General features: G+C 33.7%; 14 protein-coding genes. 13 read left to right on the top strand and 1 reads right to left on the bottom strand.

Translation table 11 applies throughout. The annotated features are described in order from the left end of the window. Nucleotides 1-1689: 1689 nt before the first annotated feature. The 12 genes from F6K40_RS01405 to F6K40_RS01355 all read left to right on the top strand — a co-directional run bounded on the left by F6K40_RS01405 (nucleotide 1690) and on the right by F6K40_RS01355 (nucleotide 18785). Nucleotides 1690-2868: a pyridoxal phosphate-dependent aminotransferase gene (locus F6K40_RS01405; protein ID WP_293130349.1), complete on the top strand. Its 1179-nt coding sequence runs from the start codon at nucleotides 1690-1692 to the stop codon at nucleotides 2866-2868. A gap of 1423 nt (nucleotides 2869-4291) precedes the next feature. Continuing rightward, nucleotides 4292-5968, top strand: a complete 1677-nt coding sequence (locus tag F6K40_RS01400; protein WP_293130346.1) for a S8 family serine peptidase — start codon at nucleotides 4292-4294, stop codon at nucleotides 5966-5968. A gap of 573 nt (nucleotides 5969-6541) precedes the next feature. Beyond that, a complete protein-coding gene (locus F6K40_RS01395; RefSeq protein ID WP_293130343.1) occupies nucleotides 6542-7273 on the top strand; it encodes an undecaprenyl-phosphate galactose phosphotransferase family protein in 732 nt (243 codons plus the stop codon). Between the two features lie 1229 nt (nucleotides 7274-8502). Then, a complete protein-coding gene (locus tag F6K40_RS40580) occupies nucleotides 8503-8718 on the top strand; it encodes a transposase (RefSeq protein WP_365669724.1) in 216 nt (71 codons plus the stop codon). A gap of 253 nt (nucleotides 8719-8971) precedes the next feature. After that, complete coding sequence (locus tag F6K40_RS01390) at nucleotides 8972-9148, top strand: hypothetical protein (protein ID WP_293130340.1); 177 nt, start codon at nucleotides 8972-8974, stop codon at nucleotides 9146-9148. 117 nt (nucleotides 9149-9265) lie between these two features. After that, entirely contained in the window at nucleotides 9266-10294 is a 1029-nt protein-coding gene (gene gmd, locus F6K40_RS01385) for a GDP-mannose 4,6-dehydratase (protein ID WP_293130337.1), read from the top strand. A 1119-nt stretch (nucleotides 10295-11413) separates the two neighbouring features. Continuing rightward, entirely contained in the window at nucleotides 11414-12358 is a 945-nt protein-coding gene (locus F6K40_RS01380; RefSeq protein ID WP_293130334.1) for a GDP-L-fucose synthase family protein, read from the top strand. Nucleotides 12359-14329: 1971 nt separating this feature from the next. Then, nucleotides 14330-15055 (top strand): DUF7168 domain-containing protein, encoded by a 726-nt coding sequence (locus tag F6K40_RS01375; RefSeq protein WP_293130331.1) that lies wholly within the window; start codon nucleotides 14330-14332, stop codon nucleotides 15053-15055. Between the two features lie 193 nt (nucleotides 15056-15248). Beyond that, nucleotides 15249-15683 carry an AbrB family transcriptional regulator gene (locus F6K40_RS01370; RefSeq protein ID WP_293130328.1) on the top strand — a complete coding sequence of 145 codons (435 nt, stop codon included), beginning with the start codon at nucleotides 15249-15251 and terminating at the stop codon, nucleotides 15681-15683. A gap of 825 nt (nucleotides 15684-16508) precedes the next feature. Further along, the gene (locus tag F6K40_RS01365) at nucleotides 16509-18062 is read left to right on the top strand and encodes an NAD(P)/FAD-dependent oxidoreductase (protein ID WP_293130325.1); all 1554 of its coding nucleotides are present in this window, start codon (nucleotides 16509-16511) and stop codon (nucleotides 18060-18062) included. Further along, complete coding sequence (locus tag F6K40_RS01360; protein WP_293130322.1) at nucleotides 18055-18294, top strand: hypothetical protein; 240 nt, start codon at nucleotides 18055-18057, stop codon at nucleotides 18292-18294. Before F6K40_RS01365 ends, F6K40_RS01360 begins: the two co-directional genes overlap by 8 nt. 365 nt (nucleotides 18295-18659) lie before the next feature. Then, nucleotides 18660-18785 (top strand): hypothetical protein, encoded by a 126-nt coding sequence (locus tag F6K40_RS01355; RefSeq protein WP_293130319.1) that lies wholly within the window; start codon nucleotides 18660-18662, stop codon nucleotides 18783-18785. Nucleotides 18786-21021: 2236 nt separating this feature from the next. Here F6K40_RS01355 and F6K40_RS01350 read toward each other — a convergent pair. Further along, complete coding sequence (locus F6K40_RS01350) at nucleotides 21022-22431, bottom strand: UDP-N-acetylmuramoyl-tripeptide--D-alanyl-D-alanine ligase (RefSeq protein WP_293130359.1); 1410 nt, start codon at nucleotides 22429-22431, stop codon at nucleotides 21022-21024. A 1212-nt stretch (nucleotides 22432-23643) separates the two neighbouring features. Here F6K40_RS01350 and F6K40_RS01345 point away from each other — a divergent pair. Continuing rightward, nucleotides 23644-24957 carry a hypothetical protein gene (locus F6K40_RS01345; protein ID WP_293130316.1) on the top strand — a complete coding sequence of 438 codons (1314 nt, stop codon included), beginning with the start codon at nucleotides 23644-23646 and terminating at the stop codon, nucleotides 24955-24957. Nucleotides 24958-26615 lie beyond the last annotated feature (1658 nt).

Raw genomic sequence — 26615 nt, 5'->3', positions numbered from 1 at the left:
TCGCTCCTAATCCCACTCCTGCATTTTTCACTACTGTTCAAACTTCAATCTTGGACTGATGCAGATATTTTATTAGGGATGGTAGAAGCAGAAGCAGTATGAGGAGATCAAGCTTATGAAGCTCTTGCTTAGGGTGATTGGGCCTTGAGCTGAGAGAGGCATAGAGGTGGTGATTCCCTCGAAAAAAAACCGTGGGTGAACTCCGTAATTACGATGAGATACTCTACAAAGCAGGTCTATGAATAGAAAATTTCAAGGCAAGGCCTCAAACAATATTGAGGGTGGGCCTAGCAAGTGGGGCAGCTATATCGCCAGGAGATAGGATAAATGTTCAGTTAACTTCCTGGAAGGGATTCCTAGAGGCAGCTACAGTCATTTTGTTGCCATAGCGAGCGCCATTTTCATACATCATACAATACCCCTACTTGTCAACCTTTTTCATTGATGACACGCCCTAGATATGATAAACGTTCGGTTAATTTCCTGGGAGGAATTTACTTGGTAGCTTGTCATTTCATTAGCATAGCGATCGCCATCTCCATAAAGCATACAATACCTATTTGATCAATTTTTTAATTGATGACACGCCCTAGTATTTTATATTGATTTATAACCAGCAAAAATTATCTTAATTATTCCTTTTATCCCACGTTCCGCACGTCAATTTGTAGTATTAAAAGTAATATAAAAATTGAGGATTGGGTAAGTATTTATACTGTGTAAATCTGATTTATTGACCATTCTCATTAGTCAAATTCTCAGAAAAATATTAAGTATAAATACTTCGTGGAGCCACAAAGTTAACTAATATCATTCCCTAATGACTACTGTACGGGCGATGCGCGTAATTAGGAGCATTCCATAGTAAATCGCCCCCTACGACTACTGACTACTTGGGATTTATGCTAGATTTTGTAGTGCAGAATGTAGGTTTTATACTATCTCTCTCTCTGTGAAAATCTAAGTAGTTAGCTATGAATCAACCTCAACTATTTAACATAATATAGAATTATGAAAATATTTATAGTTTTTATATCCTACTAAATGTCAACCAAATATTTCACTTTCTTACAGTCAATATCAACTACCAAATTTACTTAATATATAAACCTATCCCACTAATAATATTTTTGCTGAAAAGCCCAAATATTGTTAAAAATAAAAACGAAAAATCTAGCTTTTAGGGAAAATTTTACTTAAGTAGATCAGCATTTTTAGAATAGTGGGATAGGTTGACCTTAGAAGGTATCTGTAAAATAAATCTAAATAAACTCCTCAAATAGCTATACTTGGTGGGTTAGGGCAGTCAGAGAAATCTCCTTAGTGATTTTGTGAGATTATTACTGCCTTACCCTCCCCACCCTGCATCAAGGTTTAATTTTTTTTTATTTATTTATAGATACCCTCTTACTTCAACGAAATCTATAGCAATCCTAAATCGCTTGTAGTATTCTATCGTAGGAGTTTTGTTTCCAAATCCTTTTTCGTTCTTGTTTGGAGACCAAACTCCTACAATTTTTTTCACAAATCATTTAGGATTAGTATAGAACAAAAAATTTAACTGGTTGTAAGTCTAGACTGTTTACTTTTTTATTTTTAACTTTTAACTTAGTAAGACCTCTGACTAATTTTCAAGATAAACTTTGCTATATGTGAATTAATTTAGTTCAGGAATTAATACAAGTTACTATGCAGCTTGCCAAAAGACTAGAAAAAATACCACCTTATCTCTTTACTGAAATTGACCGTAAACGGAATGAATTGCTTAAAAGAGGAGTTGATATTATCAATTTAGGGGTAGGAGATCCAGATCAACCTACACCAAATCATATTATTCAGGCAATGCATGAGGCAATTCAAGATTCAACAAATCATCATTATCCACCCTACAAAGGTCTAAAAGAATATAGACAAGCAGCAGCAGATTGGATGAAACGTAGGTTTGGGGTTGAAAATTTAAACCCAGAAACAGAAGTAATTTCCTCAATAGGTTCTAAAGAGTCAATTCACAATATTTTTCTAGCTTTTGTCAACCCTGGAGATTATACCATAATTCCTGACCCTGGCTATCCAGTTTATCGCACCTCGACAATTTTTGCTGAGGGTCAACCTTATCCAATACAACTGAGGCCGGAAAATGGATTTTTACCAAATTTAAAGACTATTCCTCAAGAAGTAGCTGAAAAAGCTAAATTATTGTGGATTAACTATCCTAATAATCCGACAGGTGCTACAGCTAGTTTAGAGTTTTTTCAAGAATTGGTAGACTTTTGTCAACATTATGACATATTGCTATGCCACGACAATGCTTATTCTGAAATGGCTTATGATGGCTATGAACCTCCTAGTATCTTACAAATTCCTGGTGCTAAAGATGTAGCAATTGAATTTCATAGTCTATCTAAATCTTACAATATGACAGGATGGCGCATTGGTTTTGTAGTAGGAAATAGTCTCGGAATAAAGGGATTAAGTCAAGTTAAATCTAATGTGGATTCTGGAGTATTTAAAGCAATTCAAAAAGCAGCGATCGCTGCTTTTTCTACTACGAAAGAAGACTTGCAAAGTTTAGTAGCGATTTACCAAAAACGAAGAGATATTCTCATCAAAGGTTTGCAATCTTTAGGTTTTCCGATTCAACCAACTTTAGCAAGTTTATATGTATGGGTTCCAGTTCCTCAAAATTATACATCTCAAGAATTTGTCACTCTTTTACTAGAAAAATGTGGTATTGTTGTAGCTCCTGGAAATGGATATGGTGCTTCTGGAGAAGGTTTTTTTCGTATTGCATTAACAGTGGAAAAAGAAAAAATTTACGAAGCATTAAAAAGAATGAAAGATGTAGGTATTACTTATTTTAAGGAGTAGGAAATAGGGAGTAGGGAATAGAAAAATAGTTGATATTCTTAATATAAGAACTCCTTGATAAATTTCCCCAAAAATCAGGTCTAAAGCCTCCCCTTTTTTGGTAATATTTTCTGAATTTTTATCAATTTGATGACTTTTTTAAAATTATTTATAGGAAGTCAAGAGTAGGGAGTAGGGAGTAGAAAAATAGTTGATCTTATTAATATAAAAACTCCTTGATAAGTTTCTCCCAAAAATCAGGTCTAAAGCCTCCCCTTTTTTGGTGATATTTTCTGAATTTTTATCAATTTGATGACTTTTTTAAAATGATTTATAGGGAGTAGGGAATAGAAAAATAGTTGATCTTATTAATACAATAACTCCTTGATAAATTTCCCCAAAAATCAGGTCTAAAGCCTCCCCTTTTTTGGTAATATTTTCTGAATTTTTATCAATTTGATGACTTTTTTAATTTAAAATGATTTATAGAGAGTAGGGAATAGAAAAATAGTTGATCTGATTAAGATAAGAACTCCTTGATAAGTTTTCCCAAAAAATCAGGTCTAAAGCCTCCCCTTTTTTGGTAATATTTTCTGAATTTTTATCAATTTGATGACTTTTTTAAAATTATTTATAGGGAGTAAAAAGTAGGGAGTAGGCAGTTGAAAAATACCTGATATTCTTAAGATAAGAACTCCTTGATAAATTTCCCCAAAAATCAGGTCTAAAGCCTCCCATTTTTTGGTGATATTTTCTGAATTTTTATCAATTTGATGACTTTTTTAAAATGATTTATAGAGAGTAGGGAGTCGAAAAATAGTTGCTCTTATTAATATAAGAACTCCTTGATAAGTTTTCCCCAAAAATCAGGTCTAAAGCCTCCCATTTTTTGGTGATATTTTCTGAATTTTTATCAATTTGATGACTTTTTTAAAATTATTTATAGGGAGTAAAAAGTAGGGAGTAGGCAGTTGAAAAATACCTGATATTCTTAAGATAAGAACTCCTTGATAAATTTCCCCAAAAATCAGGTCTAAAGCCTCCCATTTTTTGGTAATATTTTCTGAATTTTTATCAATTTGATGACTTTTTTAAAATTATTTATAGAGAGTAGGGAGTAGAAAAATAGTTGATCTGATTAATATAAAAACTCCTTGATAAATTTCCCCAAAAAATTAGGTCTGAAGCCTCCCCTTTTTTGGTAATATTTTCTGAATTTTTATCAATTTGATGAATTTTTGAAAATGATTTATTGTCTCTCTATTATTTTTAATAATCCCCTGTTTATTAAAATATTTTATTATCTACTTACAATTCCAAAACCAATGCCATAAATATTAAATATGTAGCATTATTTTTTGGAAAAAACGATCATTTTTTTATTCTCTAATCGCAAATAAATATAGCAGGTTTATAATTAAAATTAACGTTCATAAAAAAAACGATGATTGGTCCTAGCCCTGATAATAGCTCCTATTTATTGGATAATATCCCTGATAACTTTACCGTATCTGTAGGCTTACTAACTCCATTTCCAGAAGGTCTAAAAGCCTTAGCTGGAAATGATACAGTAATAGGCTCATTAGACCCCGAATTAATTAATGGAAATCAAGATAATGATAACATTTTCGGTGGAGGAGGTTCTGATACTTTACGAGGAGGTAGAGATAATGATTTGATTGAAGGTAACCAAGGTAACGATCAAATTTTTGGAGATTTAGGTAACGATATAATTTCTGGAAATCAAGGTAACGATACAATTTTTGGAGGGAAAGATAATGATAGTTTATTAGGAGGAGATGGTAACGATCTAATTTCTGGCGACTTAGGAACAGATACATTAATTGGAGGTGCCGGGAATGATACATTTGTTTTGCGAGATTCACAAAATAATAACCCAAATACAGCAGATATTATTGATGACTTTAATCCTAATTTAGACACAATTCAAATCCCAGACAACTTAACAGGTAACATCCAATTAAATACAGATACCCTAACAGGAGATACATTAATTCAAAACAACGGTTCAATATTAGCAATAGTTAGAGGAATATCTGATACAACCCTTCTTCAAAATAGCTTTATTACAAATACTAATGAACTTCCACAAATTGCTAGTTCCGTAACACCAACCTTTAATAATACTTTTGGATATGGTTTAGTTGATGCCTCGGCAGCAGTAGCTAGAGCAATTGGAGCTGGACCCTTTCCAGACGTTCCAGATGTAGGAGGAAATCAATGGGGACTAGATTTAGTCAAAGCACCCGAAGTTTGGAATCAGGGCTATCAAGGAGATGGTATTGTAGTAGCCGTCATTGATAGTGGAGTGGACTATACCCATCCCGAATTAACAGGCCAAATGTGGATTAATACCCGTGAAATTCCCAACAATAATATTGACGATGACGGTAATGGCTATGTAGATGATGTCCAGGGTTGGGATTTTGTCGATAATGATAATGACCCAATGGATGAAGAAGGCCATGGAACTCATATTTCAGGAACGATCGCTGCCAAGAGAGATGGAATAGGGACAACCGGAATTGCTCCAAATGCCAAAATTATGCCTATTAGAATATTAGACGAGGAGGGAGTAGGTCAGGCTAGGGATGGGATAGAGGCCATTCGTTATGCTGTTGATAATGGGGCAGATGTAATTAACCTTAGTTCTGGTAGCAGAAGTGTAGTTATTGGCGAACTTGGAGCTATTAGTTATGCAGCTGAGAATGGTGTTGTATTTGTTTCTGCTGGGGGTAATGGTGGTTTAAGTAGTCCTGATTATCCAGCAAGATTGGCCGTTCAACAGGGAATTGCAGTTGGGTCAGTGGAGCGAAATGGAGAATTTTCTTCTTTCTCCAACGAAGCTGGAAACCAACCGTTAGATTATGTTGTTGCCCCGGGGGGAGATGGTTTTCGTCAAGATGCAGGAGATATTTATGCTCCTGTACCTCCTTCAATAACAGGTAATTTATATGATTTCCTTGCTGGTACTTCTATGGCATCACCCCATGTTGCAGGTGTAGTAGCTTTAATTAAACAAGCTAATCCTAATTTATCTGTTGAGGCCATTGAAAATATAATTATTGAGACTGCTAACTCTACAGCAGTAATTGTCTAATTTAGACTACTAAACTGACACAGCTAAAACTGTGCATTAGGGAGTAGGGGAGTGGGGAAGTAGGGGAGTAGGGGAGTAGGGGAGTAGGGGAGAAAGATTGTTGTTGGGTTGAGAGACCGAAACCCAACCGACATCTATAGAACCCCTAAGCGTATTTATTTAATAAGTTACAAGTCCAATACCCATCTGGGTTTGATGATTCTGGCAGTCATTTTGCATAATTTTTCGGTCTCCTGAACCCTTATAGTTGTTAGGCTCCTTAAAACGGCTTTCCTGAAGGCTTTATATTTCAAGAAAAGATACGTTTAGGGGTTCTATATGCACAATTTTTAGATGAAACAGTCTACTACTCAGAAAATAGGCAATAGATGGGACTATCGTGATAGTAATATTTGATTTTTTAATTCAAAGATTTTTATAAAATCCCTAAAAATAGGCACAGAAACACTCAATTAAGAGCCAAAGAATCGTCATTGTCCAAAATTAGTCATCTTTTTCACCACTAAAGTTGCCCTCTATTTCGCTATAAGCTTTATGATCAGGACTGTGTGTGGTGTGAAGTGAAGGAGTAAGATGACTGCTGATAGCCAATTCATCTCTGGCAAAGTAATTAGAGGATTTACAGGACGAGCTTTTCAGCCTTTCCTCCCCAGAGATCGACAAAAAAGTCGATTTCTAGAGGGCCGAGAAGTAGGATTTTATAAACGATTATTTGATATCCTGTTTTCCCTATCCGTTCTCATATTGTTGGCCCCCATTTACCTGTTGATAGCTTTACTAATTGTACTTAGCTCACCAGGTTCGATTTTTTATGTTCAAGAAAGAGTAGGTAAAAATCGAAAGCTATTCCGTTGTTTGAAGTTTAGAACTATGGTGAAAAATGCAGATGAAATGTTAGGAGAAATAATGGAAACATATCCTCATCTGCGCCAAGAATTTCAGGATAGTTTTAAATTAAAACATGACCCCCGAATTACATGGATTGGTAGATTTCTGAGAGTGACAAGTTTAGATGAATTTCCTCAATTTTGGAATGTTTTGAAAGGTGATATGAGTGTAGTAGGGCCGAGACCATTAGTGGTTGAAGAACTACCCAAATACGGTCATCACATGGATAAAATTCTGACTATTAAACCGGGAATTACTGGTTTGTGGCAAGTTTCTGGTCGCAATGATATTCCTTATCCTAAGAGGGTTCAAATAGACCTTTACTATGTAAATTTCAGAAATTTTTGGATAGATTTATGGATCATGTTTAAGACAATTGGCATTATGATTTTTCCAAAAAACAATGGTGCTTACTAATCCTTAGTAATTAGGATTGAGAGATTTCAAATTAGCTGAAGCTATTGTGGGGTTAGAGGTTAGTAGTATTTTTTAAAATGCACCTCTAACCCAAATTTATAACTAGAAAAAAGGGAGTAGAGAGTAGGGGAAATAATTGATGAATAAGAATACAATAATTGATTTGATTTTTGGTGTTGGTGAATCAAGCTATGAAATCTAAAGAGCGTAAAATTTAAAAGCATTTTACAGCGCTTTTCAGTTGAGTAGACCACTAAATTCATTGTTAGGAGTCAGGAGTCAGGAGTCAGGAGTCAGGAGTTAGGAGTCAGGAGTTAGGGGTTAGGAGTCAGAAGTCAGAAGTCAGAAGTCAGGAGTCAGGAGTTAGGAGTCAGTATCATTGTGGTTTATTCATATGAAAACCGCTGTAAATTCTAAGTTAAACAATCCCCATTTCAGCAAAATCATAGCCAAAATCACTAATGCTTTATTCTTTATTATTGGAGATGTCTAATAGAGAATTCATTTATTTAGGACCTTTTTGTACAATTCTTTTTTCAAAGTCGTATTGTAAAGTTTTATTAATTTTATAGAAAAACATAGGAAAACAACTAAAAATATCTTAGACTGAGAAAGGATTGCAGAACAGCTCGTTAAATGTTTACAGGAGGGATAATGCAGTTAGTAGAACGCACTATTATTAAAAAAAATCATCCCAATTATAAATCACTTGATGCTCTAGCTTTTCCGTTCTAAAAATCTTTACAATATAGCTAACTACATAGTTAGACAAGAGTTTATTAATAACGGAAATTATCTAGACTATAACAAGGTTCATGCATTTGTTACAGTCGGGAGCAGATTATCAAGCAATACCGGCGAAAGTTTCTCAGCAGGTGTTGATTCTTTTACATCAAAATTGGCAAAGTTTTTTTCAAGCTATAAGAGCTTATAATCAATGTCCAAGTAAGTTTAAAAGCCGTCCTCAACTGCCAAAATATAAACATAAACAGAAAGGAAGGAATATTTTAGTCTATACATGCGCAAGCTATTAGTAAACCTCAATTAATAAAAAATCAGAAGATATTACTATCAAAAAGTGAGCTATTTTTTGATAGTAAAATAAATTACGATTCTCAGCAACAAGTGAGAATTAAACAATAAGCTTAATTACTATGTGATAGAAGTGGTTTACGAATCCGTTGAAGTTAAATTAGATTTGTCTAAATATCATGTAGCTTAATCGAGATTTGGGAGTAAATAATTTGGCGACTGTAACATCAAATAAAAAAGGTTTTCAACCCTTTATTATTAACGGCAGACCAGTCAAATCAATTAATCAATTCTATAATTATAAGAAAGGTAAACTACAGTCAGAATTAAAGAAGACTAAAAGTAGTAATCGAATCAAAAGATTATCGACAAAAAGAAATTTTAAGATTGACGATTATCTACATGTCTACTAGCAGGTATATTATTAATCATCTGATCAAAAATCAGATAGGAGTTTTAGTAATAGGAAATAATCCAAGGCAGGAAACAAGGCCTAAATCTTGGCCAAAAAAATAATCAAAATTTTGTTCAAATTCCTTTTTTTAAGTTAATTGAACAACTAAAATACAAAGGCTTGCTTAGTAGGAATAAAAGTAATAATTAAATGAAATATAACATCAAAAGCTAGTTTTTTAGACTGGGACGACTTACCAGTTTACAAAAAAAGTGTCAAACACAGAGAAGCGTGGTAAACGAGTGAAAAGAGGACTTTATCAAGCTTCAAATGGTGTCAAATACAATGCCGATGTCAATGAAAGTTTAAATATATTACGAAAAGTAGTCCCAAACGCTTTTAGCAATGGGATAGAGGAGCCAGTGCGTTGGGCGGGTTTCCCGACTTGAAGCAACTGGCGTGGTGTTGTAGTTCACCCGGTTAAGGTAACACTTAATTAAAACTAAGTCAAGGAATATTTTTCTATAGATTTAGTAACTATGTCAATGTTGTAAATATTAACTGCAATGAGTCAAAGGAAACGAGCGCTAATTACTGGTATTACTGGTCAAGATGGTTCATACTTAAGTGAACTTTTACTTGAGAAAGACTATGAGGTTCATGGTATTATCAGACGTAGTTCTAGCTTTAATACGGATAGGATAGACCATATATATCAAGATTCTCATAATCCAGATGTTAGATTATTTCTCCATTATGGAGATTTAACTGATGGGACGACTCTACGTCGAATTCTTGAAGAAGTTAAACCAGTAGAAATATACAACTTAGGTGCCCAGTCCCATGTGAGGGTTAGCTTTGATTCTCCAGAATATACAGTAGATGCAGTGGGAATGGGTGCTTTACGTTTACTTGAGGCAATTCGAGACTATCAACAACGTACTGGAATTGAAGTTCGTTTTTATCAAGCGGGTTCTTCGGAAATGTTTGGTAAAGTTCAAGAAGTACCTCAAAAAGAAACGACACCTTTTTACCCCCGTAGTCCTTATTCTTGTGCTAAAGTTTATGCCCACTGGCAAACAATAAATTATCGAGAATCATACGGTCTTTTTGCTTGTAATGGTATATTATTCAACCATGAAAGTCCCCGTCGAGGTGAGACTTTTGTAACTCGTAAAATTACTCGAGCTGTAGCTAGAATAAAAACGGGTAAACAGAAAAAACTCTATCTTGGTAATTTGGATGCTAAACGAGATTGGGGATATGCAAAGGATTATGTTCGAGCTATGTGGATGATGCTACAGCAGGAACAACCGGATGATTATGTAATTGCTACTAATGAAACTCATTCTATTAAAGAATTTCTAGAAATAGCATTTACTTATGTAGATCTAAATTGGCAAGATTATGTGGAGTTTGACCCCCGTTATCTACGTCCTGCGGAGGTTGATTTGTTAATAGGTGATTGTACAAAAGCACAAGAAAAGTTAGGTTGGAAACCATTAGTGACATTTACAGAGTTGGTACATTTGATGGTTGATTCTGATATTAATGCTTTGGAAAAAACTGCTATTATTGGCAACGGTTTTGATTAGAATTTTTGGGCTAAGTTATTAAGAGGGTTTAACTCAAGAGATCATCCTTGACTTTTTTGAGGTGATAATGCTTTTAGTGGTCTTTTGGCACTATCAAAATTCAAAAAACTTGATGATGAAAAAGTATCTAATACCAATTTCATAAAATATTGCTACAGTGGCTTTGTTCTTTAGAGTTAGGAGTCAGGAGTTAGGAGGTAAGAATTTATAATATTTATTTTTGCTTACAGTAAAACTATTCCATGATTGACTAAAAACAGTTTTATAACTATAAAAAATTGTTTTTTGTGCCCAAGGGATAATTTGATTTTCACCCTATACGTAGGGAGCAGATTTACTAACTTTTTTGTAATCATTTTACTGTAACTATCTTTTTTGAATTTGGTATGAGCAAGTTAAAAAGAGAATTATCGGGTGTATCTAAATAATATATTTGTCAAAGTAGAGAATAATTACAGAAAAAACATTTCTAACAGTAGGATAATTATGAAGTAGAAAGCTGGGATCAGTATAAGATGATATTTAGCTAAAGTCCTAGTAGGAATTGATTGTTTTTAGATCGTACTATAGCAATCATAAATAGCTCTTTACTAATGCAGGATGTAGAGGTTGAGTTAAACTAAAAATTAATAGTTAAAGTCTATGAGATTATGAGTGTAAAAATGCTGGATATACCTCCTAAATTATTTATTGGTGAAATTTGACAACTCAAATTTTCTTCTATACCACTAGGTATTTAGGGTGCGGACATTGGTAAATCCTGTTTGGGTTTTCGCGATTCGGTCAGATGAAACCCTGCACGACATGAATGGGTGCATCCTCTAGGGAAGGATTTGGACACCGAAAACTATCTTACTTAGATATTACTTTTCGGTTTTGAGCTTTTAATTTTTACTTTTGACTTATCCGTAGCGCCATATATCATCTCAGGAAAGCCAAAATTTCTACTACACCCTAAAACTGGAAAAAATCTTGAGTAGCTATTAAATCCCAGTAATAGGAAATAAGAAATTTTTCTATCTGTGACATCTACAATATTATCGTGTTTTTATTGGATTGATTTTAATCCACAATACCTTAAAGCTAAAGTCTGATTAATATTAATCTCGGAGGTTTTTGATGAGTAAATTAGAGTTAGAAAACAAAAGAATTTTAGTAACAGGTGGAGCTGGTTTTCTGGGACGCCAAGTTATAGCTCAACTTCATAAAGCAGGAGCTAATCCTGATAAGATTACTGTACTACGCTCGCGTGATTATGACCTTCGGACTCTGGAAGCTTGCCAGAAAGCTGTTCAAGAACAGGAGATTATAATTCACCTTGCTGCTTATGTGGGGGGTATTGGTTTAAATAAGGAAAAACCTGCTGAGTTATTTTACGATAATTTGATGATGGGAGCGCAATTAATTGATTGTGCCCATAAAGCAAATATAGAAAAATTTGTTTGTGTTGGTTCAATATGTGCTTATCCTAAATTTACTCCAGTTCCTTTTAAAGAAGAAGAACTTTGGAATGGTTACCCAGAAGAAACTAATGCTCCTTATGGTATTGCCAAAAAAGCTCTTTTAGTTCAATTGGATGCTTATCGTCAACAGTATGGTTTTAATGGGGTTTATCTATTACCTGTTAATTTGTATGGACCTGAAGATAATTTCAATCCTAAGAGTTCCCATGTAATTCCTGCTTTAATTCATAAAGTACATGAAGCTCAAGTAAGAGGGGATAAAAAATTGCCTGTTTGGGGTGACGGTAGTCCAAGTCGTGAATTTTTATATTCTACAGATGCGGCCAGAGGAATTGTCATGGCAACTCAATTTTACGATGAATCCGAGCCTATTAATTTAGGAACTAATCAAGAAGTAAAGATTCGTGATTTGGCAGAATTAATTTGTGAATTAATGGATTTTGAGGGAGAATTAGTTTGGGAAACTGATAAACCTAATGGTCAACCAAGGCGATGTTTAGATACAGAAAAAGCCAAGGAAAAATTTGGCTTTGTTGCTGAGGTAGATTTTAAGCAAGGGTTGAAGAATACAATTGACTGGTATCGGCAAAATGCTAATTAAGTAAAAGGTATAAGTTTAATTTTGAAGGAAAAATAAGGTCTCAAGCTTCCCCTTTTAAAGGGATAGAATGAAAAAAATCAAATTCAGTATTTCAATCCCGATGCTTCACCTGGAGGTACTGATAACTAATAACTGAAATGACATCCTCCCGATGTTGCGCTTGAAAGATAACGGGAGATTCGGCCTCCTTAAATGAGTAGTTTCTGTTTTATCGCACCTACTTTTGAGGCCGAATATTTTTCCTATCTTTATGGTTGCTTCACAGTCGGTTGTTAAGACACCATCAGTTAAACACATTGGGTATGCATGAGAATTTTTAAACCCAGTTATACCGACTGTTGCTATTTGTATTCAGGGAGTATTTTGGACTCAATTAATTCTTCTCTATTTAAAACATTAATTGTCTAGACTTATCCTCCGGCACTTCGTTAATTTATTTCTTGGCTTTTTCTGCACAAATAGCTAATGTAGCAAAAAATTTTCTAGCAACTTGAATTAGAAGTTTTGGAGTTGTTAAGTGCGGTTATTTTTAAGTAGGGCTTGCTAATTAATTATCAAAACATTGACAGATAAAGGCTTCAGCTTTTTTCGCTCTAAAAAAGTGCAAGCTTTTTAGACCTAAAAGCTCATGCATTTTAGGATTTTGGGCAGATAAAGGGGGGAATTTTAAGGGACAATGCTGACTCCTACCTCCTCTATAATTCCCATTTATTCTGACTCGTGACTCGTGACTCCTGACTCCTCCCCTCACTCATAAGACTTTTTCAGTAAACCCTAAGTATAATAAACGTTGTACATAAATATAGTCTTATGTAGTCGAATAATGTCAAATATCTTCGTTTATTTGTACTTTCATAGCTACTAAATATTTGACGAAATTTAATAACTCTCGACCTTATGTTTCATAGTATAATGAAATTTGCTGATTCTGCCAAACTAAATAATAATAAAAATTAATAAATTCTCAGAGCCTTTAGTAATTTTAACTCCTTGATTTATGAGATTAGTTGAGAGACATATCCCATACCAAAAATCATCGGTTTTATCCTGCAAATTGATCAAAAAATCAGGTCTCAAGCCTCCCCTTTCAAGGGGATGAAAAAAAACAGGTTCAATATTTCAATCCCAATACTTTCCTACGGAATGCTGCGCAAACAGGCAGAGGTACTGATAACTGATAACTGATAACTGATAACTGAAATGACCGACTATGTTTCTTGTCGAAAAATATCTTAAACTCATGCTAATTATTTAGTTCGGACTTCTTTTATATTTGAAAAGATTTATCTTTCCTATTATGATCTGCAAGGAACACTCTCTACTCAATCAGACTATAAAACAATGACAGCTAAAGTCTCTCAATAAATCTTGATGATTTTAGATAAAAACTGGAAGAGTTTTTTGGCAGCGAACGAAGTTTATAAACAGAACAAATCAAAGTTGTGCGTAGCAACACGACTGCTTTTTCTCAATAACATAAATGGAGAAGCTTTGTACCTTGATTTTTCGGTAAGGCATAGCTAAAAGGGAGAGGCTTCAGACACAATTTTCCGGTGATTAAAGTTATATTTAAACTAATTCAAATATATACCCTGAATGGCAATAGTAAATGTATTTAGTTACGGGCAAAAAAAGAAACTTTTTTCTTTAATCCTCAATCATCTCACTTTTAGGGAGAGGTAATTATTAATTGTTAATTATTAATTGTTAATTGTTAAAATATCCTATTAACCTCTTCTTCTGAGTTAAGTATTCCCTCCCTGAACTAAGAAATTCCTAAAAGTACAACTACTTATATACTAATTCTCAAATCATTTATAAAATAGTATAAACTATACTAAGAAAACATCTTTTAACACAAATCCTAAGAGCTATATTAAAACCCCGCCCTCAAGGGTGAGGTTGGATCTTAAGTAGCTATAGTTAGATGAAAAAATTTAGGATAAAATACCCATATCTAAGGTTAGAGAAATGGTCGATCAGAATCTCCTGGAAAAAATTAGTAAACTCCTAGCTCTTGCCAATTCACCTAATGAACATGAAGCTGCATTAGCAGCAGAAAAAGCAGCAGAATTATTGGCTCAACATAATTTATCTGTAGCAGACTTAGGACAAGACAAAGATGAGGATATTACTAAGGGTATTGTTGATAAAACAGGTCGTTATGTAACCTGGAAAATGTGGATTTTAGCAGGAATTGCTAATGCTAATGGATGTCAAGCAATGCGTTCTACTTACAATGGTGAAATGAGAGTAGTAGGAACAGAAGCTAATATTACAGTTTCTAAGTCTCTTTATGAATATTTAACTGCTGTAATTGATAAATTAGCTAAACAACATAGAGGTAAGGGAAGAGTTTTTATTAATGCATTTCGGGTGGGATGTGCAACTAGATTAAGACAGAGATTAGAGCAGCGACGAAAATATATGGAGGAAAAGGGTATAGCTGGTAATGGTGATTATGATTCAACATCTGCATCTGCTATAGTTGTGCGTTCGATGTTTGAAAAACATACTTTAGCTATTCAAGCATATTTAAAGCAAGAAGGTGTAAAATATAAAACTCAGAAATCAACTACAGTTGGTAGTGATTTAGGTTTTTCCTTTGGATATATTTCTGGAGAAAAAGTTAGTTTAAATTATTGGAATCAAAATTTACACAAAGATAAATTCATCAAACATTTAACTGTTAAGTAAAGGTGTAATAATTAGCACATCAGTTATTAGTCATTAGCTTTTTTTTTACATATTACTCTCTGACTCTAAGGGGTGGTTGCTCTCAAAAAATTTGTGTTAGATAAAATCTTAAAAAAAAAGATTAAAGAAGCTTGATATTAAATGGTATAAGTGTTAAAGTTTATTAATGAAGATTTTCACTTAGATGGAGAAAATGGCTAAAACAACAACAGAAAAATTAAATAATTCAGAACTATTAGATACTCCACTGACAGGTAAAGCATTGTTGAAAAAAGTTAAAGACCTTTCACATAAGTCAAAGAAAGATACTGCTATTGCTTGTGGATATTATACAACTACAAAAGATCGGCAGAAGCGAGTAAATCTTGGCAAGTTCTACGATGCAGTTCTACAGGCTAAAGGGGTAAAATTATATGAAAGGGATGCTAAAGATGGAAGAGGACGTGCTCCGACTTACCGTGCTTGCGTTCATAAAAATGGACAGTTAGTAATAGGAGCTAATTATACAGATGAAATGGGACTAAAACCAGGAGATGAATTTGTCATTCAATTAGGACATAAACATATTCATCTGAGACAGATTAATAGTGAAGTTGAAGTAGAAGATCAAAATAATGAGGAAGAATAGATAAGTGAGGTAGTGGATAGCTATTATCTCCAAATTTAGCAGTATAACTAATCTATAATATGTCAAAATGCTGCAAAAAACTAGAGTGATTTACAGTATTTGAAATCTAGTTTTTGGCAGCAAATAGATTTTGAGAAATACAGTGCGTTCGGTTGTATATAGAAGTACAGTAGCAGTAGGTTGAAGACGAATTTTTGAAGTCTCAAATTAATTCTTCATTTTCGTTGGGGCAATCTACTAGAATTACTTGACTAGATGTAAATCGAATAGATTTTAAGTTAATAAATTTCGGAGGAGAAGAAAAAAAGATATTCGATTAACTCACCTTAAGCAATAAAGTTATGGTGGGAAAATTTTTCTATATTTGAGATGTGAAATTAGGATTATACAGAAAAGGAAAGCTTAACTGAGAATAGTGAAAACCAGAACATAGATAGAAGCATTTTTTGTCTGATGAGAAATCAGTATAGAATTTCAGGTATAGCGCTACGCGAAGCGGGAATAGGGAACACTTAACTGGGAAGAGCAGACTTTTAAAGGCTTTTTCTTATAGGGAAATGCTCCGCAAACAGGATTTAGAAATGTCTTAACCTTAACGCGTAGTGCTATATATAATCGTAATTAAATCATAAATTAATACATAGCAATTCCCAAGAAGTGTGAGATATGCGCATTCCTTAGTTATAGGAAACACTTAAGTGGGAAAAGTTATGGAGAGAATAGTCAATAGAATACAAATTAAAAATAGGTGTACCTCACATTTGTTGAGAAAAGCTATATAAAAACAAGCAATAATTACGACAAAAATTAATAATAGAAAAAATCATGTCTTTAACAGAACAAATTCTCTCCCAAGTTCCAGGAAATCCTTTAGAAAGTCTGCGACGAGTCGATGAGATTTGGCAAAAACTTCGAGCAGAAAATACACCTATTCCTACCACTGTTAAGACAGAAACTCTATTATTAGAAACGTCAGACTGGGATGTAATAATTTGTGGAGGTACTCTCGGTATCCTTATTGGTACGAGCTTAGTTAAGAAAGGTTGGCGGGTGGCACTATTAGAACGAGGTATTCTCAAAGGTAGAAGACAAGAGTGGAATATCTCCCGCAAAGAACTAGAAACATTTCTAGAATTAAACCTCCTCTCTTCAGAAGAACTACAAAGAGCGATCGCTACGGAATATAACCCAGCTCGGATTAGTTTTCCCAATAGTCCTGACATTTGGGTAAAAGATGTCCTTAATATTGGAGTAGATCCAGTTTATCTATTAGAAACCCTGAAACAAAGCTTTTTAGAAGCAGGAGGTAAATTATTTGAAAATACAGCTTATGAAGCAGCAGTGATTCATCCAGATGGGGTAAATATTCAAACAAGCAATGGGCGATCGCTCAAAACTCGACTACTTGTAGATGCGATGGGGCATTTTTCTCCTATTGTTCAACAAGCAAGGAAAGGCAAAAAACCTGATGCTGTCTGTTTAGTAGTTGGTACTTGTGCTACTGGATATCCAAAAAATGATACGGGAGATATTTTTGCCTCGTTTACTCCGATACAAAATCAATGCCAATATTTTTGGGAAGCATTTCCCGCGAGAGATGGGAGAACTACTTATTTATTTACTTATTTAGATGCTCATCCAGACAGATTTTCTCTGGAATTTTTCTTTGAGGAGTACCTACGTTTATTACCTCAATATCAACAAGTCGAACTTAGTCAACTTAAGTTTCAACGTGCTTTATTTGGTTTTTTTCCTTGTTATCGTCAAAGTCCTCTGAAAACTCCTTGGAATCGTATTTTGCCAGTGGGGGATAGTAGTGGAAGTCAGTCTCCTCTGAGTTTTGGCGGTTTTGGTGCAATGGTACGTCACTTGAAACGTCTGACTGTGGGTATTGATGAAGCTTTACAAACTGAAAATTTGTCGGCAAATGCTCTGGTACTTTTGCAACCTTATCAACCTAATGTATCAGTTACTTGGTTGTTTCAACGTTCTATGAGTATAGGGGTAAACCAAAAAGTTGAACCACATCAAATTAATCAATTATTGGCAGGTGTGTTTCAGGTAATGGAACAACTAGGTGAACCTGTACTTAAACCTTTTTTGCAAGATGTAGTACAGTTTCCTGCTTTGGCACAAACTTTATTTGTTACTTCTTTAAAGCAACCAGGTTTGGTAATAAAAATTATTCCTCAAGTTGGTGTGGAAAATTTGTTAGATTGGATGAGACATTATTTGAATTTGGGAATTTATAGTTTGTTAGATCCAGTTGGGGGAATAATAGAAAATTTGACAGCAAAAATCTCAGAAAAGCAAAGGTATTATTATCACCGCTGGATTGAACAATGGAAATATGGTTCAGGAGGAGATTATCTTGAATAATTTTAATTTTCCCACCTTCAAGCAACCAGGTAAGGTGAGAAAAATTATTCCTCAAATTCCTAGAGAAAATTTATTAGATTGGATGAGACATTATTTCAACTTAGGAATTTATAGTTTGTTATATCCAATTGGGGGAATAATAGAAAATTTGATAGCAAAAATCTCAGAAAAGCAAAGGTATTATTATCACCGCTGGATTGAAGAATGGAAATATGGTTCAGGAGGAGATTAGATCGACTAATTTCAATTTTCCCACCTTCAAGCAACCAGGTTTAGTAATAAAAATTATTCCTCAAGTTTCTAGATAAAATTTGTTAGATTGGATGAGACATTATTTCAACTTAGGAATTTATACATTGCTATATCCAGTTGAGGGAATAATAGAAAATTTGATAGCAAAAATCTCAGAAAAGCAAAGGTATTATTATCACCGCTGGATTGAAGAATGGAAATATGGTTCAGGAGGAGATTAGATCGACTAATTTCAATTTTCCCACCTTCAAGCAACCAGGTTTAGTAATAAAAATTATTCCTCAAGTTCCTAGATAAAATTTATTAGATTGGATGAGACATTATTTCAAATAAATAATTTATAGTTTGTTATATCCAATTGGGGGAATAATAGAAAGTTTAATGGCAAAAATGTCAGAGGAGCAAAGGTATTATTATCACCGTTGGATTGAGCAATGGAAATATGGTTCAGGAGGAGATTATGTTGAATGACTTCAATTTGCCAACCTTAAAGCAACCAGGTTTAGTAATTAAAATTATTCCTCAAGTTGGTGTAGAGAATTTATTAGATTGGATGAGACATTATTTCAAATAAGGAACAATATTTATATTTATTGGAAAAGCGAGGTATTATTTCCGTCAAAGGTAAGGGTGAAATGTCTACTTATTTACTAAAAAGTAGAAAGATTAATAATGAGAGTTTGAGTCAAGAAAACGATATAGCTGCACGCCTTGTCAAATCAGCTTTTTAGTCTTTTCTGTCACACTTCCAGGATAACTATATACGCATGGGGTTGGAAAATTTTACTATCCATCTACATCTGGTGGGGTGCTTCAGAAAATGTATCGACTCTGATTCTATAGGCAATAGTCGGAAAATTTTACTATCCATCTACATCTGGCGGGGTGCTTCAGGAAATGTATCAACTCTGATTCTATAGGCAATAGTCGGAAAATTTTACTATCCATCTACATCTGGTTGGGTGCTTCAGAAAATGTATTGACTCTGGTTCTATAGGCAATAGTCGGAAAATTTTACTATCCATCTACATCTGGCGGGGTGCTTCAGGAAATGTATCGACTCTGATTCTATAGGCAATAGTCGGAAAATTTCACATCTGGCGCGAGTGCTTCAGAAAATGTATCGACTCTGGTTCTATAGGCAATAGTCGGAAAATTTTACTATCCATCTACATCTGGCGGGGTGCTTCAGGAAATGTATCGACTCTGATTCTATAGGCAATAGTCGGAAAATTTCACTATCCATCTACATCTGGCGGGGTGCTTCAGGAAATGTATCGACTCTGGTTCTATAGGCAATAGTCGGAAAATTTCACATCTGGCGCGAGTGCTTCAGGAAATGTATCGACTCTGGTTCTATAGGCAATAGTCGGAAAATTTTACTATCCATCTACATCTGGCTGGGTGCTTCAGGAAATGTATCGACTCTGGTTCTATAGGCAATAGTCGGAAAATTTTACTATCCATCTACATCTGGCGGGGGTGCTTCAGGAAATGTATCGACTCTGATTCTATAGGCAATAGTCGGAAAATTTCACATCTGGCGCGAGTGCTTCAGAAAATGTATCAACTCTAGCTCTATAGGCAATAGTCGGAAATAGATTTGAAGCCATTTTTGGCGTAAACAATCTCAAAGTACCGCTATCCTTTATCAACTTTTATAGCACTACGCAAAACCCTTTGACACTTTACTATTCCCTATTCCCTAGCGCTATATAGCACTACGCAAATAGTTTAGGACATTTCTAAATCCTGAAACCCTTTGAGTGTTTGCTGTTCCCTATTCCCTATTCCCTATTCCCTATTCCCTAGCGCTATAAAAAGGACGAGAAAAAAACAGCTATACAGAAATATTTTCATTTTGTGAAGCACTCTCTAAATGCTTGCTTTTCCCCGATCAAATCTTTCCATCTTTAACCTCACTCAAAAATCGCCAAGATTTGCATTTTCTGAAGCTCTTGAAAAAAAATCGCCTGCGAAAGGATTTTCGGTTGTATCTCCACAATTTTTGTGATATTCTAAAAGTTAACTGGGGTTGCTCGCCCATGTACATGACTTTTTGTTCAACTAAATTTCCTTGGCAGGAGCCAATCAAAGATTCAGTGATTTTTCCAAAGAGCAATAGCGAAAAAAACATTTTGTGAAGCACTCCCTAAATGCTTGCTTTTCCCCGATCAAATCTTTCCATCTTTAACCTCACTCAAAAATCGCCAAGATTTGCATTTTCTGAAGCTCTTGAAAAAAAATCGCCTGCGAAAGGATTTTCGGTTGTATCCTCACAATTTTTGTGATATTCTAAAAGTTAACTGGCGTTGCTCGCCCATGTACATGACTTTTTATTCAACTAAATTTTCTTAGCAGGAAGCCATGAAAGATTCAGTGATTTTTCCAAAGAGTAATAGCCACATATTTTCATTTTGTGAAGCACCAATAAATACTGGCTTTACCTCACTCAAAAATTGCCAAGATTTGCATTTTCTGAAGCTCCTAAAAAATCGCCCGCCAAAGGATTTTTGGTTGTATCCTCACAATTTTTGTGATATTCTAAAAGTTAACTGGGGTTGCTCGCCCTTGTACATGACTTTTTATTCAACCAAAGATAGTATGGATTCGAGCGCGATAGAACTTCGTTCCGCTTTGCTACACATATAAACGCGATCGCTTAAGAAACATCAGTTAAAAGCAAAATACCTGTACTAGAAATAAATTACTTATTAATTAAAAGCTCGACTACCTTATTTAACTCCACAGAATGAGAAGCCTTAAAAAGAACCCGATCGCCCGGTTGTAAAAACTCTTGTAAATGTCTAGCTAAATTCTGGTGAGCATCATTAGCACTAATATTTTTTACCTCTATAAATTGCAAACCAGCAGCACCTTCAGCCATTGCTTTTCCTTCCTCAAAATCAGCCAAAATAAATAAACCATCAATATTCAAATTTCTAACAACATGACCAACTTGTTGATGGAATAAAAGTGATTTATATCCCAATTCCTTCATAGTTCCCAACACAGCAATATGACGTTTTCCAGAAGTTTCAACTAACAAATTCAGAGCAGCTATCATCGACTCTAATCCAGCATTATAACTTTCATCTAAAATCACAATATCATTTGCTAAATCATATCTTTTTGCCCTACTTCCTGGTAACTGAACCGATAAATTATTAGTCAAAGGTTCAAATAAAGTTTTTGTCGAAATATTCTTTCCATAAAGCACCTTCAAAACGGCCAAAGCTGCCAAATAATTAGAAGCATTATGACTACCAGGTAAAGGCAAAGGTAAATCAACACCCTCAACATTTATAGTTTGAGAATCAATTAAATTTCCTTGTAAATCTCCACCTTCCAAACCATAAGTAAAAGTTTCTCCAGACCAAACCTTAACAGCAGTTTCTATCAACCGTCGATTATCATAATTCAGAATAGCAATACCACTATCAGACATTTCTCTTAGTAACTCACACTTAGCCTCAGCGATCGCTTCAACAGAACCCAAACGACCAATATGAGCAGTACCAACATTAGTAATTAAACCAATTGTCGGATTAGCAATACCCGTTAATTCTGCTATTTCTCCAGGTCCTCGCATTGCCATTTCTATCACAGCATAATTATCATCAGAAGAAAGTCGTAGAAGAGTTTTAGGTACACCTATTTCATTATTATAATTAGCTTCAGTTTTCAAAACTTGACCCTGAGTCCCCAAAACTTCAGCGATTAATTCCTTAGTAGTTGTTTTACCTACTGAACCTGTAACTCCAATCACAGGAATATCAAATCTATCTCGCCACCAACGAGCAATTTTTTGGTAAGCTTTTAAAGTATTTTCTACCTGTAATATAGGTACGTTATTTGACTGTTGTTTAACATCATTATTTAAGGTATATTCTTGTTCAACAATGACACAAGAAGCACCTTTTTCAATTGCCTCCTTAATAAAATTATGGCCATCAAACTTTTCACCTCGTAATGCCACAAATCCTGCACCAGATTGTAAGTTACGAGTATCAGTATTTATGCCTGTAATTAATGTTTTTTCTGGAATATGAAAATTTGTAAATGTTGTAGCAGTTAATATTTCAGTCAATTGGAATAAATTAATACGACAAACCATAGCTATTGGCAATCCTCTTGAAAGATGTATAATAATTATATAAGAGTATTTGCTGTTGTTGAACTCAACTTATTTTCTGGGTGCTAACTGAGTAACTAAGGCAAAATAAAAAGTTTAAAGAATTATCAAAAGTCTAGATGATTTTTTTTTAAAGTTTGCAAGTATTGTCATAATTTCAAAGTGAGATGAGGCGAAAATATCATGTCGTATTACTCTAATTTAAGGTAAAATTATGATCAAACCTAGTAATCTTTGAATTATCAAAAATGGTGTAGATCATTACCGTAAATAGGTTGTGAAAAATGTATAGCAGTCGCCATTACTACTCTTGAGATTCTAGCTCCTCTCAAACTTAGTCTGTGTTGCCAATTTAACTCTTGACTTATGACTTAAACTATAGGTTGTTGAGCAAAAAAAATCAGGTAAATAGCCTGCCATTTCAAGGGGATAAAAAGCGGTCGTTAGCGTTTGCGAAGCATTCCGTAAGGAAAGCTTCCCGTAGGGTGGGATGGATGGGTTACCTAACCATATCCAATCGACCAAGAGAAAATAAACTTCAGTATTTCAAACCTCTGGCCTTAGCGAGTGTTACTGATAACTGAGAACTGAGAACTGAAATGACCCATGTCTCAACCTTTAGATTTTCCCAGACTTTTATCGAAGGTTACTGTTCATGTCCCATTGAGGATACCTGTAGTAATTTAAGTTTTCTCTAACTCATCTCAGAGTAAGAGCAAGTCCTATATACTACACCCCTAGCTGCTTAACAATTAATATCTACAAATAATATCTACAAACATAGTTAATCATATATTAATAGCAATTAAAAAATGTAGTATTTTTTGATGCTGATAGTAACCAAGTGGTAAAAAATCCTATTTGGTTCAAAAGTTGATAATTATTGATAACTCAGTTAAATTAATATATATCTACTATATTCTGGTAAATCTTTACCAAAACTTCATAAAAACCCCGTAAATTATGAAGATAATGAGAGTAATAGAAATTAGTAAACCGTATAATTAAAGTGTTAGGTGCTACCAGATATGATTTTTTTTGAGAAAGTATCTAGGTAGAAACTATATGTAGCAAAGTCAACAGCTATCTTGTAGAAAATCTTATAGACAGCTTCAGCATTCACCAGAGATTAGCAATTGTTTGCATAGCTAAAGGTACTGGAACAAAAAAAAACTAAATTAGGGAATACATAACATGAAAAACTTGATGGATAAAGATCGACCAGACAAATCTCAGTATGAACAGTATATCTATAACCATTTTCTCAAATTGATAGACCTAGAGTCATCAGAAGAGATAATTGAAAGGTTTAGAATTTTATTTATTAAAGGTTCTGGATATCCTGAAAAAGAAGTAGCTAAAGCACTAGAAAAAATTATCGCCTTATTACAAGTTGATGAAGAATTTAATTTTATCCTAAATCGTTGCTGTCATATAATTATTAATAGAAAGCGACCCTATAACTATAAAAAAGATGTGTTGCTAGACTTAATTAAACTTTTTGATAGTATCGAAAATCCAACACCACAACGTTACTACGGTTCTCGTAGCAACAAGAAATTACTTGACCTGATTAAGACATTCACAACAAGTGAGCAGTATTTAACTTTAAAACGTTTTGCAGAAATAATTAACCAAGGAACGAGAAGTTATAGAAACACTCATAGTGCTTTAGTTCAACCTTTGAGAACTCTAATTCCACGTTATCCTTACTTATACCAACATTGTTTAATTACCTCAGACAATAGTTATGAACATCAACAAGCTATTAAAAAGATGCAACGACAAAAACAGAGAAAATTTGAAATAGACTTATCTCACTATGTGACTCATCAAATTAGACAGAGACTAATAACTACTTCAAAGTTTCAAGATTCAACCTTTACAGAGTCAAGCTGTGAAAATACAAACAAAATTCAAAATCCTACTCTTTTAAGTGATCGGGAATTATTATCATCTATTAAACAATTTGTAGGTAAAGTTGAAAATGGTTATAACTACCAAGATTATGCAAAAAGTTTCCTAAATCATGCTAGACAACCTCAATCTTATGGTCACTTTAAAGAAAGTTTCTATGAATATTTAAGCACATCCTTTGATGTAGATTCCAGAACTGTCAAGTATCAGTTCAAAGACAAACTATATAAGCAACTAAAAAATACGATGCCTCACAATGATGATCAAAAATTTAATGACTTTTTACTGATGAGAACCTGTAATCAAATGTTAGGATTTTTAGTTGTAGAAAGCATTCAAAAACCACAGCATTTTTTATTTCTCAACTTGATGTCTAATATGGGTCCCATAGCAACTACTAGCCTCCTACTAAAAATAGTTTTAGTTTGTTATCGAGTCAAACCATACTTAGAAAAGCGATTTGCCATACTATTTAATCATTATGAAACATACACAAGAGAATCAGTTATGTGGTTAGTAAAAGGATTAGAAAATGTACAAGTTGCATTAACTACCAATTTTGGCAAGGTCGATCTATCTTTAATTCGTTAGAAGATTTAAGACCTTTCTCAACAAGGTAATAGTAACTTGACTAACAGAAGAATTTTGAAAAGTCAAAAAAAGTCTGGAGTAAAATTTTACAACTTAACAGGGTGCTAATTATATTGGTTGGTATATTTCTATAATTTTGATGGTATAAACTGCAAAAATTATTTTTTTTTTGCTACTACTCCTATTTTTGAATACTCCCTAGGACTCAAAAATGGAAAGGGATAAATATTGATTGGTTTATTTCGTGAGTAAATAAACATTACTTTGGCAAATACTTAAAGGTGGATAATCAGTCAAAATTTAGTATCCCTTGAGTAGTTACTTTTTTTACACTCAAGTATCAGATTAAATAATACTATGCAAGAAAAAAAATCTGGTGTGAATAATTGGCTGAACTAAAATGTTTGAAGTCAGTCGATACTTTGAAACCCCTCAAGAAAAACCTAAGGGAAAGGCAATAGAAGCACTGGAAAAAAAATCTTTTTATTAAAAAGTTAATTTATAGCTACAAAATCAGAAAATGTAGATAAGATAGTAATGAGGGTTGAGAAATTTTAGTCTAGAGGTTGTGTTAGCATGGCAAAACCTATCAAAACTCTAGTTACATAATTAATTGCAGATTATTAAAGTAGTTTAAAAATATATAATTTTTGCCAGATATACCAATTTCCATACTGATGAGGTAAAAAGTTTGTTTGTTTTAGGTAAAAGGAAAAAAATAAAAACTAAAAGTGTACTTGATACTTACTGAGAAAAGCTATAAGTTAATTATGAATTAATTATATAGCAGGGAATAGAGAACAGGGAACAGTTGGAAAAACATTTTATATAAAAATTGTGTAATTTTTGTTAGTCATTGAAATTAAAAAAAAGACTATGATTTTGTAAATAGACAAAAATTAATAACCAATTAAAATACCAAAACCTCTGATTATCTTTTCCTAGTTAAGCTTTCCCTGTTCTGAGGAACAGTAGTTTTTTAAAATTTCGCGCTAAGATGAGACAAAGAAGATTTTTAATTACAAGAACAAGAATATTTTATTGATAAATGATTATCAGAATATAGCGTAAATGTCTAAATAAAATTTGGGTGTTTTTCTAGATATTTTTTCATCCTTATATGAATTTGATAAAATGTCACCATTCAGCCATCAGCTATTAGCTATCAGCTAAAGAAGTAAAAGCAACCTTTGAAATTCAGGGAGAATTAAAAGTTAAAACTTTAGTACGCTCCTTTAACCTGACAAGGAATTATTCATTAGACCTCTCTAGAAAAGAGGGAACACTTAACTGGAACGAGAAGTAATTGATAATTTATTGATAAAAATTGATTTTATTTTTAATTTTCACGCCTATGTCTATATATTTGCGCTCTAGCTGACTGCTTTGAGCTGAATGCTTACGATAAAATTATTTGACAAATACTCTCTTTGTAATTAAGCTACCTGATTCAGATGTCTCTTTAACTAAAAAATTAGCTTTAGGTTTGCCTTTAAGAAATGCTTAATAAGTGCCAATAGACCTATGGCAAAAGTAAAAATTCAATCAATACTAGCTGTGAAATCAACAATTTCATTCTCTATTGCCTATTGCCTATTGCCTGACTTCTGCAAGAAGTCTAATAGACAAATAAAATATGAACCGAGACTTATGAATTA

This window comes from Okeania sp. SIO3I5 (assembly GCF_010672085.1).
Taxonomy (GTDB): Bacteria; Cyanobacteriota; Cyanobacteriia; order Cyanobacteriales; family Microcoleaceae; genus Trichodesmium.
The sequence above is the reverse complement of the archived record's forward strand: the minus strand, read 5'-3'. Positions and strand labels throughout refer to the sequence as shown.

Excerpts from the sequence above, each read along its gene's own strand:
- F6K40_RS01380 (WP_293130334.1), top strand. The coding sequence starts at position 11,414 with ATGAGTAAATTAGAGTTAGAAAACAAAAGAATTTTAGTAACAGGTGGA.
- F6K40_RS01350 (WP_293130359.1), bottom strand. The coding sequence starts at position 22,431 with ATGGTTTGTCGTATTAATTTATTCCAATTGACTGAAATATTAACTGCT.
- F6K40_RS01405 (WP_293130349.1), top strand. The coding sequence starts at position 1,690 with ATGCAGCTTGCCAAAAGACTAGAAAAAATACCACCTTATCTCTTTACT.
- F6K40_RS01345 (WP_293130316.1), top strand. The coding sequence starts at position 23,644 with ATGAAAAACTTGATGGATAAAGATCGACCAGACAAATCTCAGTATGAA.
- F6K40_RS01395 (WP_293130343.1), top strand. The coding sequence starts at position 6,542 with ATGACTGCTGATAGCCAATTCATCTCTGGCAAAGTAATTAGAGGATTT.
- F6K40_RS01400 (WP_293130346.1), top strand. The coding sequence starts at position 4,292 with ATGATTGGTCCTAGCCCTGATAATAGCTCCTATTTATTGGATAATATC.
- F6K40_RS01365 (WP_293130325.1), top strand. The coding sequence starts at position 16,509 with ATGTCTTTAACAGAACAAATTCTCTCCCAAGTTCCAGGAAATCCTTTA.
- F6K40_RS01370 (WP_293130328.1), top strand. The coding sequence starts at position 15,249 with ATGGCTAAAACAACAACAGAAAAATTAAATAATTCAGAACTATTAGAT.
- F6K40_RS01375 (WP_293130331.1), top strand. The coding sequence starts at position 14,330 with ATGGTCGATCAGAATCTCCTGGAAAAAATTAGTAAACTCCTAGCTCTT.
- gmd (WP_293130337.1), top strand. The coding sequence starts at position 9,266 with ATGAGTCAAAGGAAACGAGCGCTAATTACTGGTATTACTGGTCAAGAT.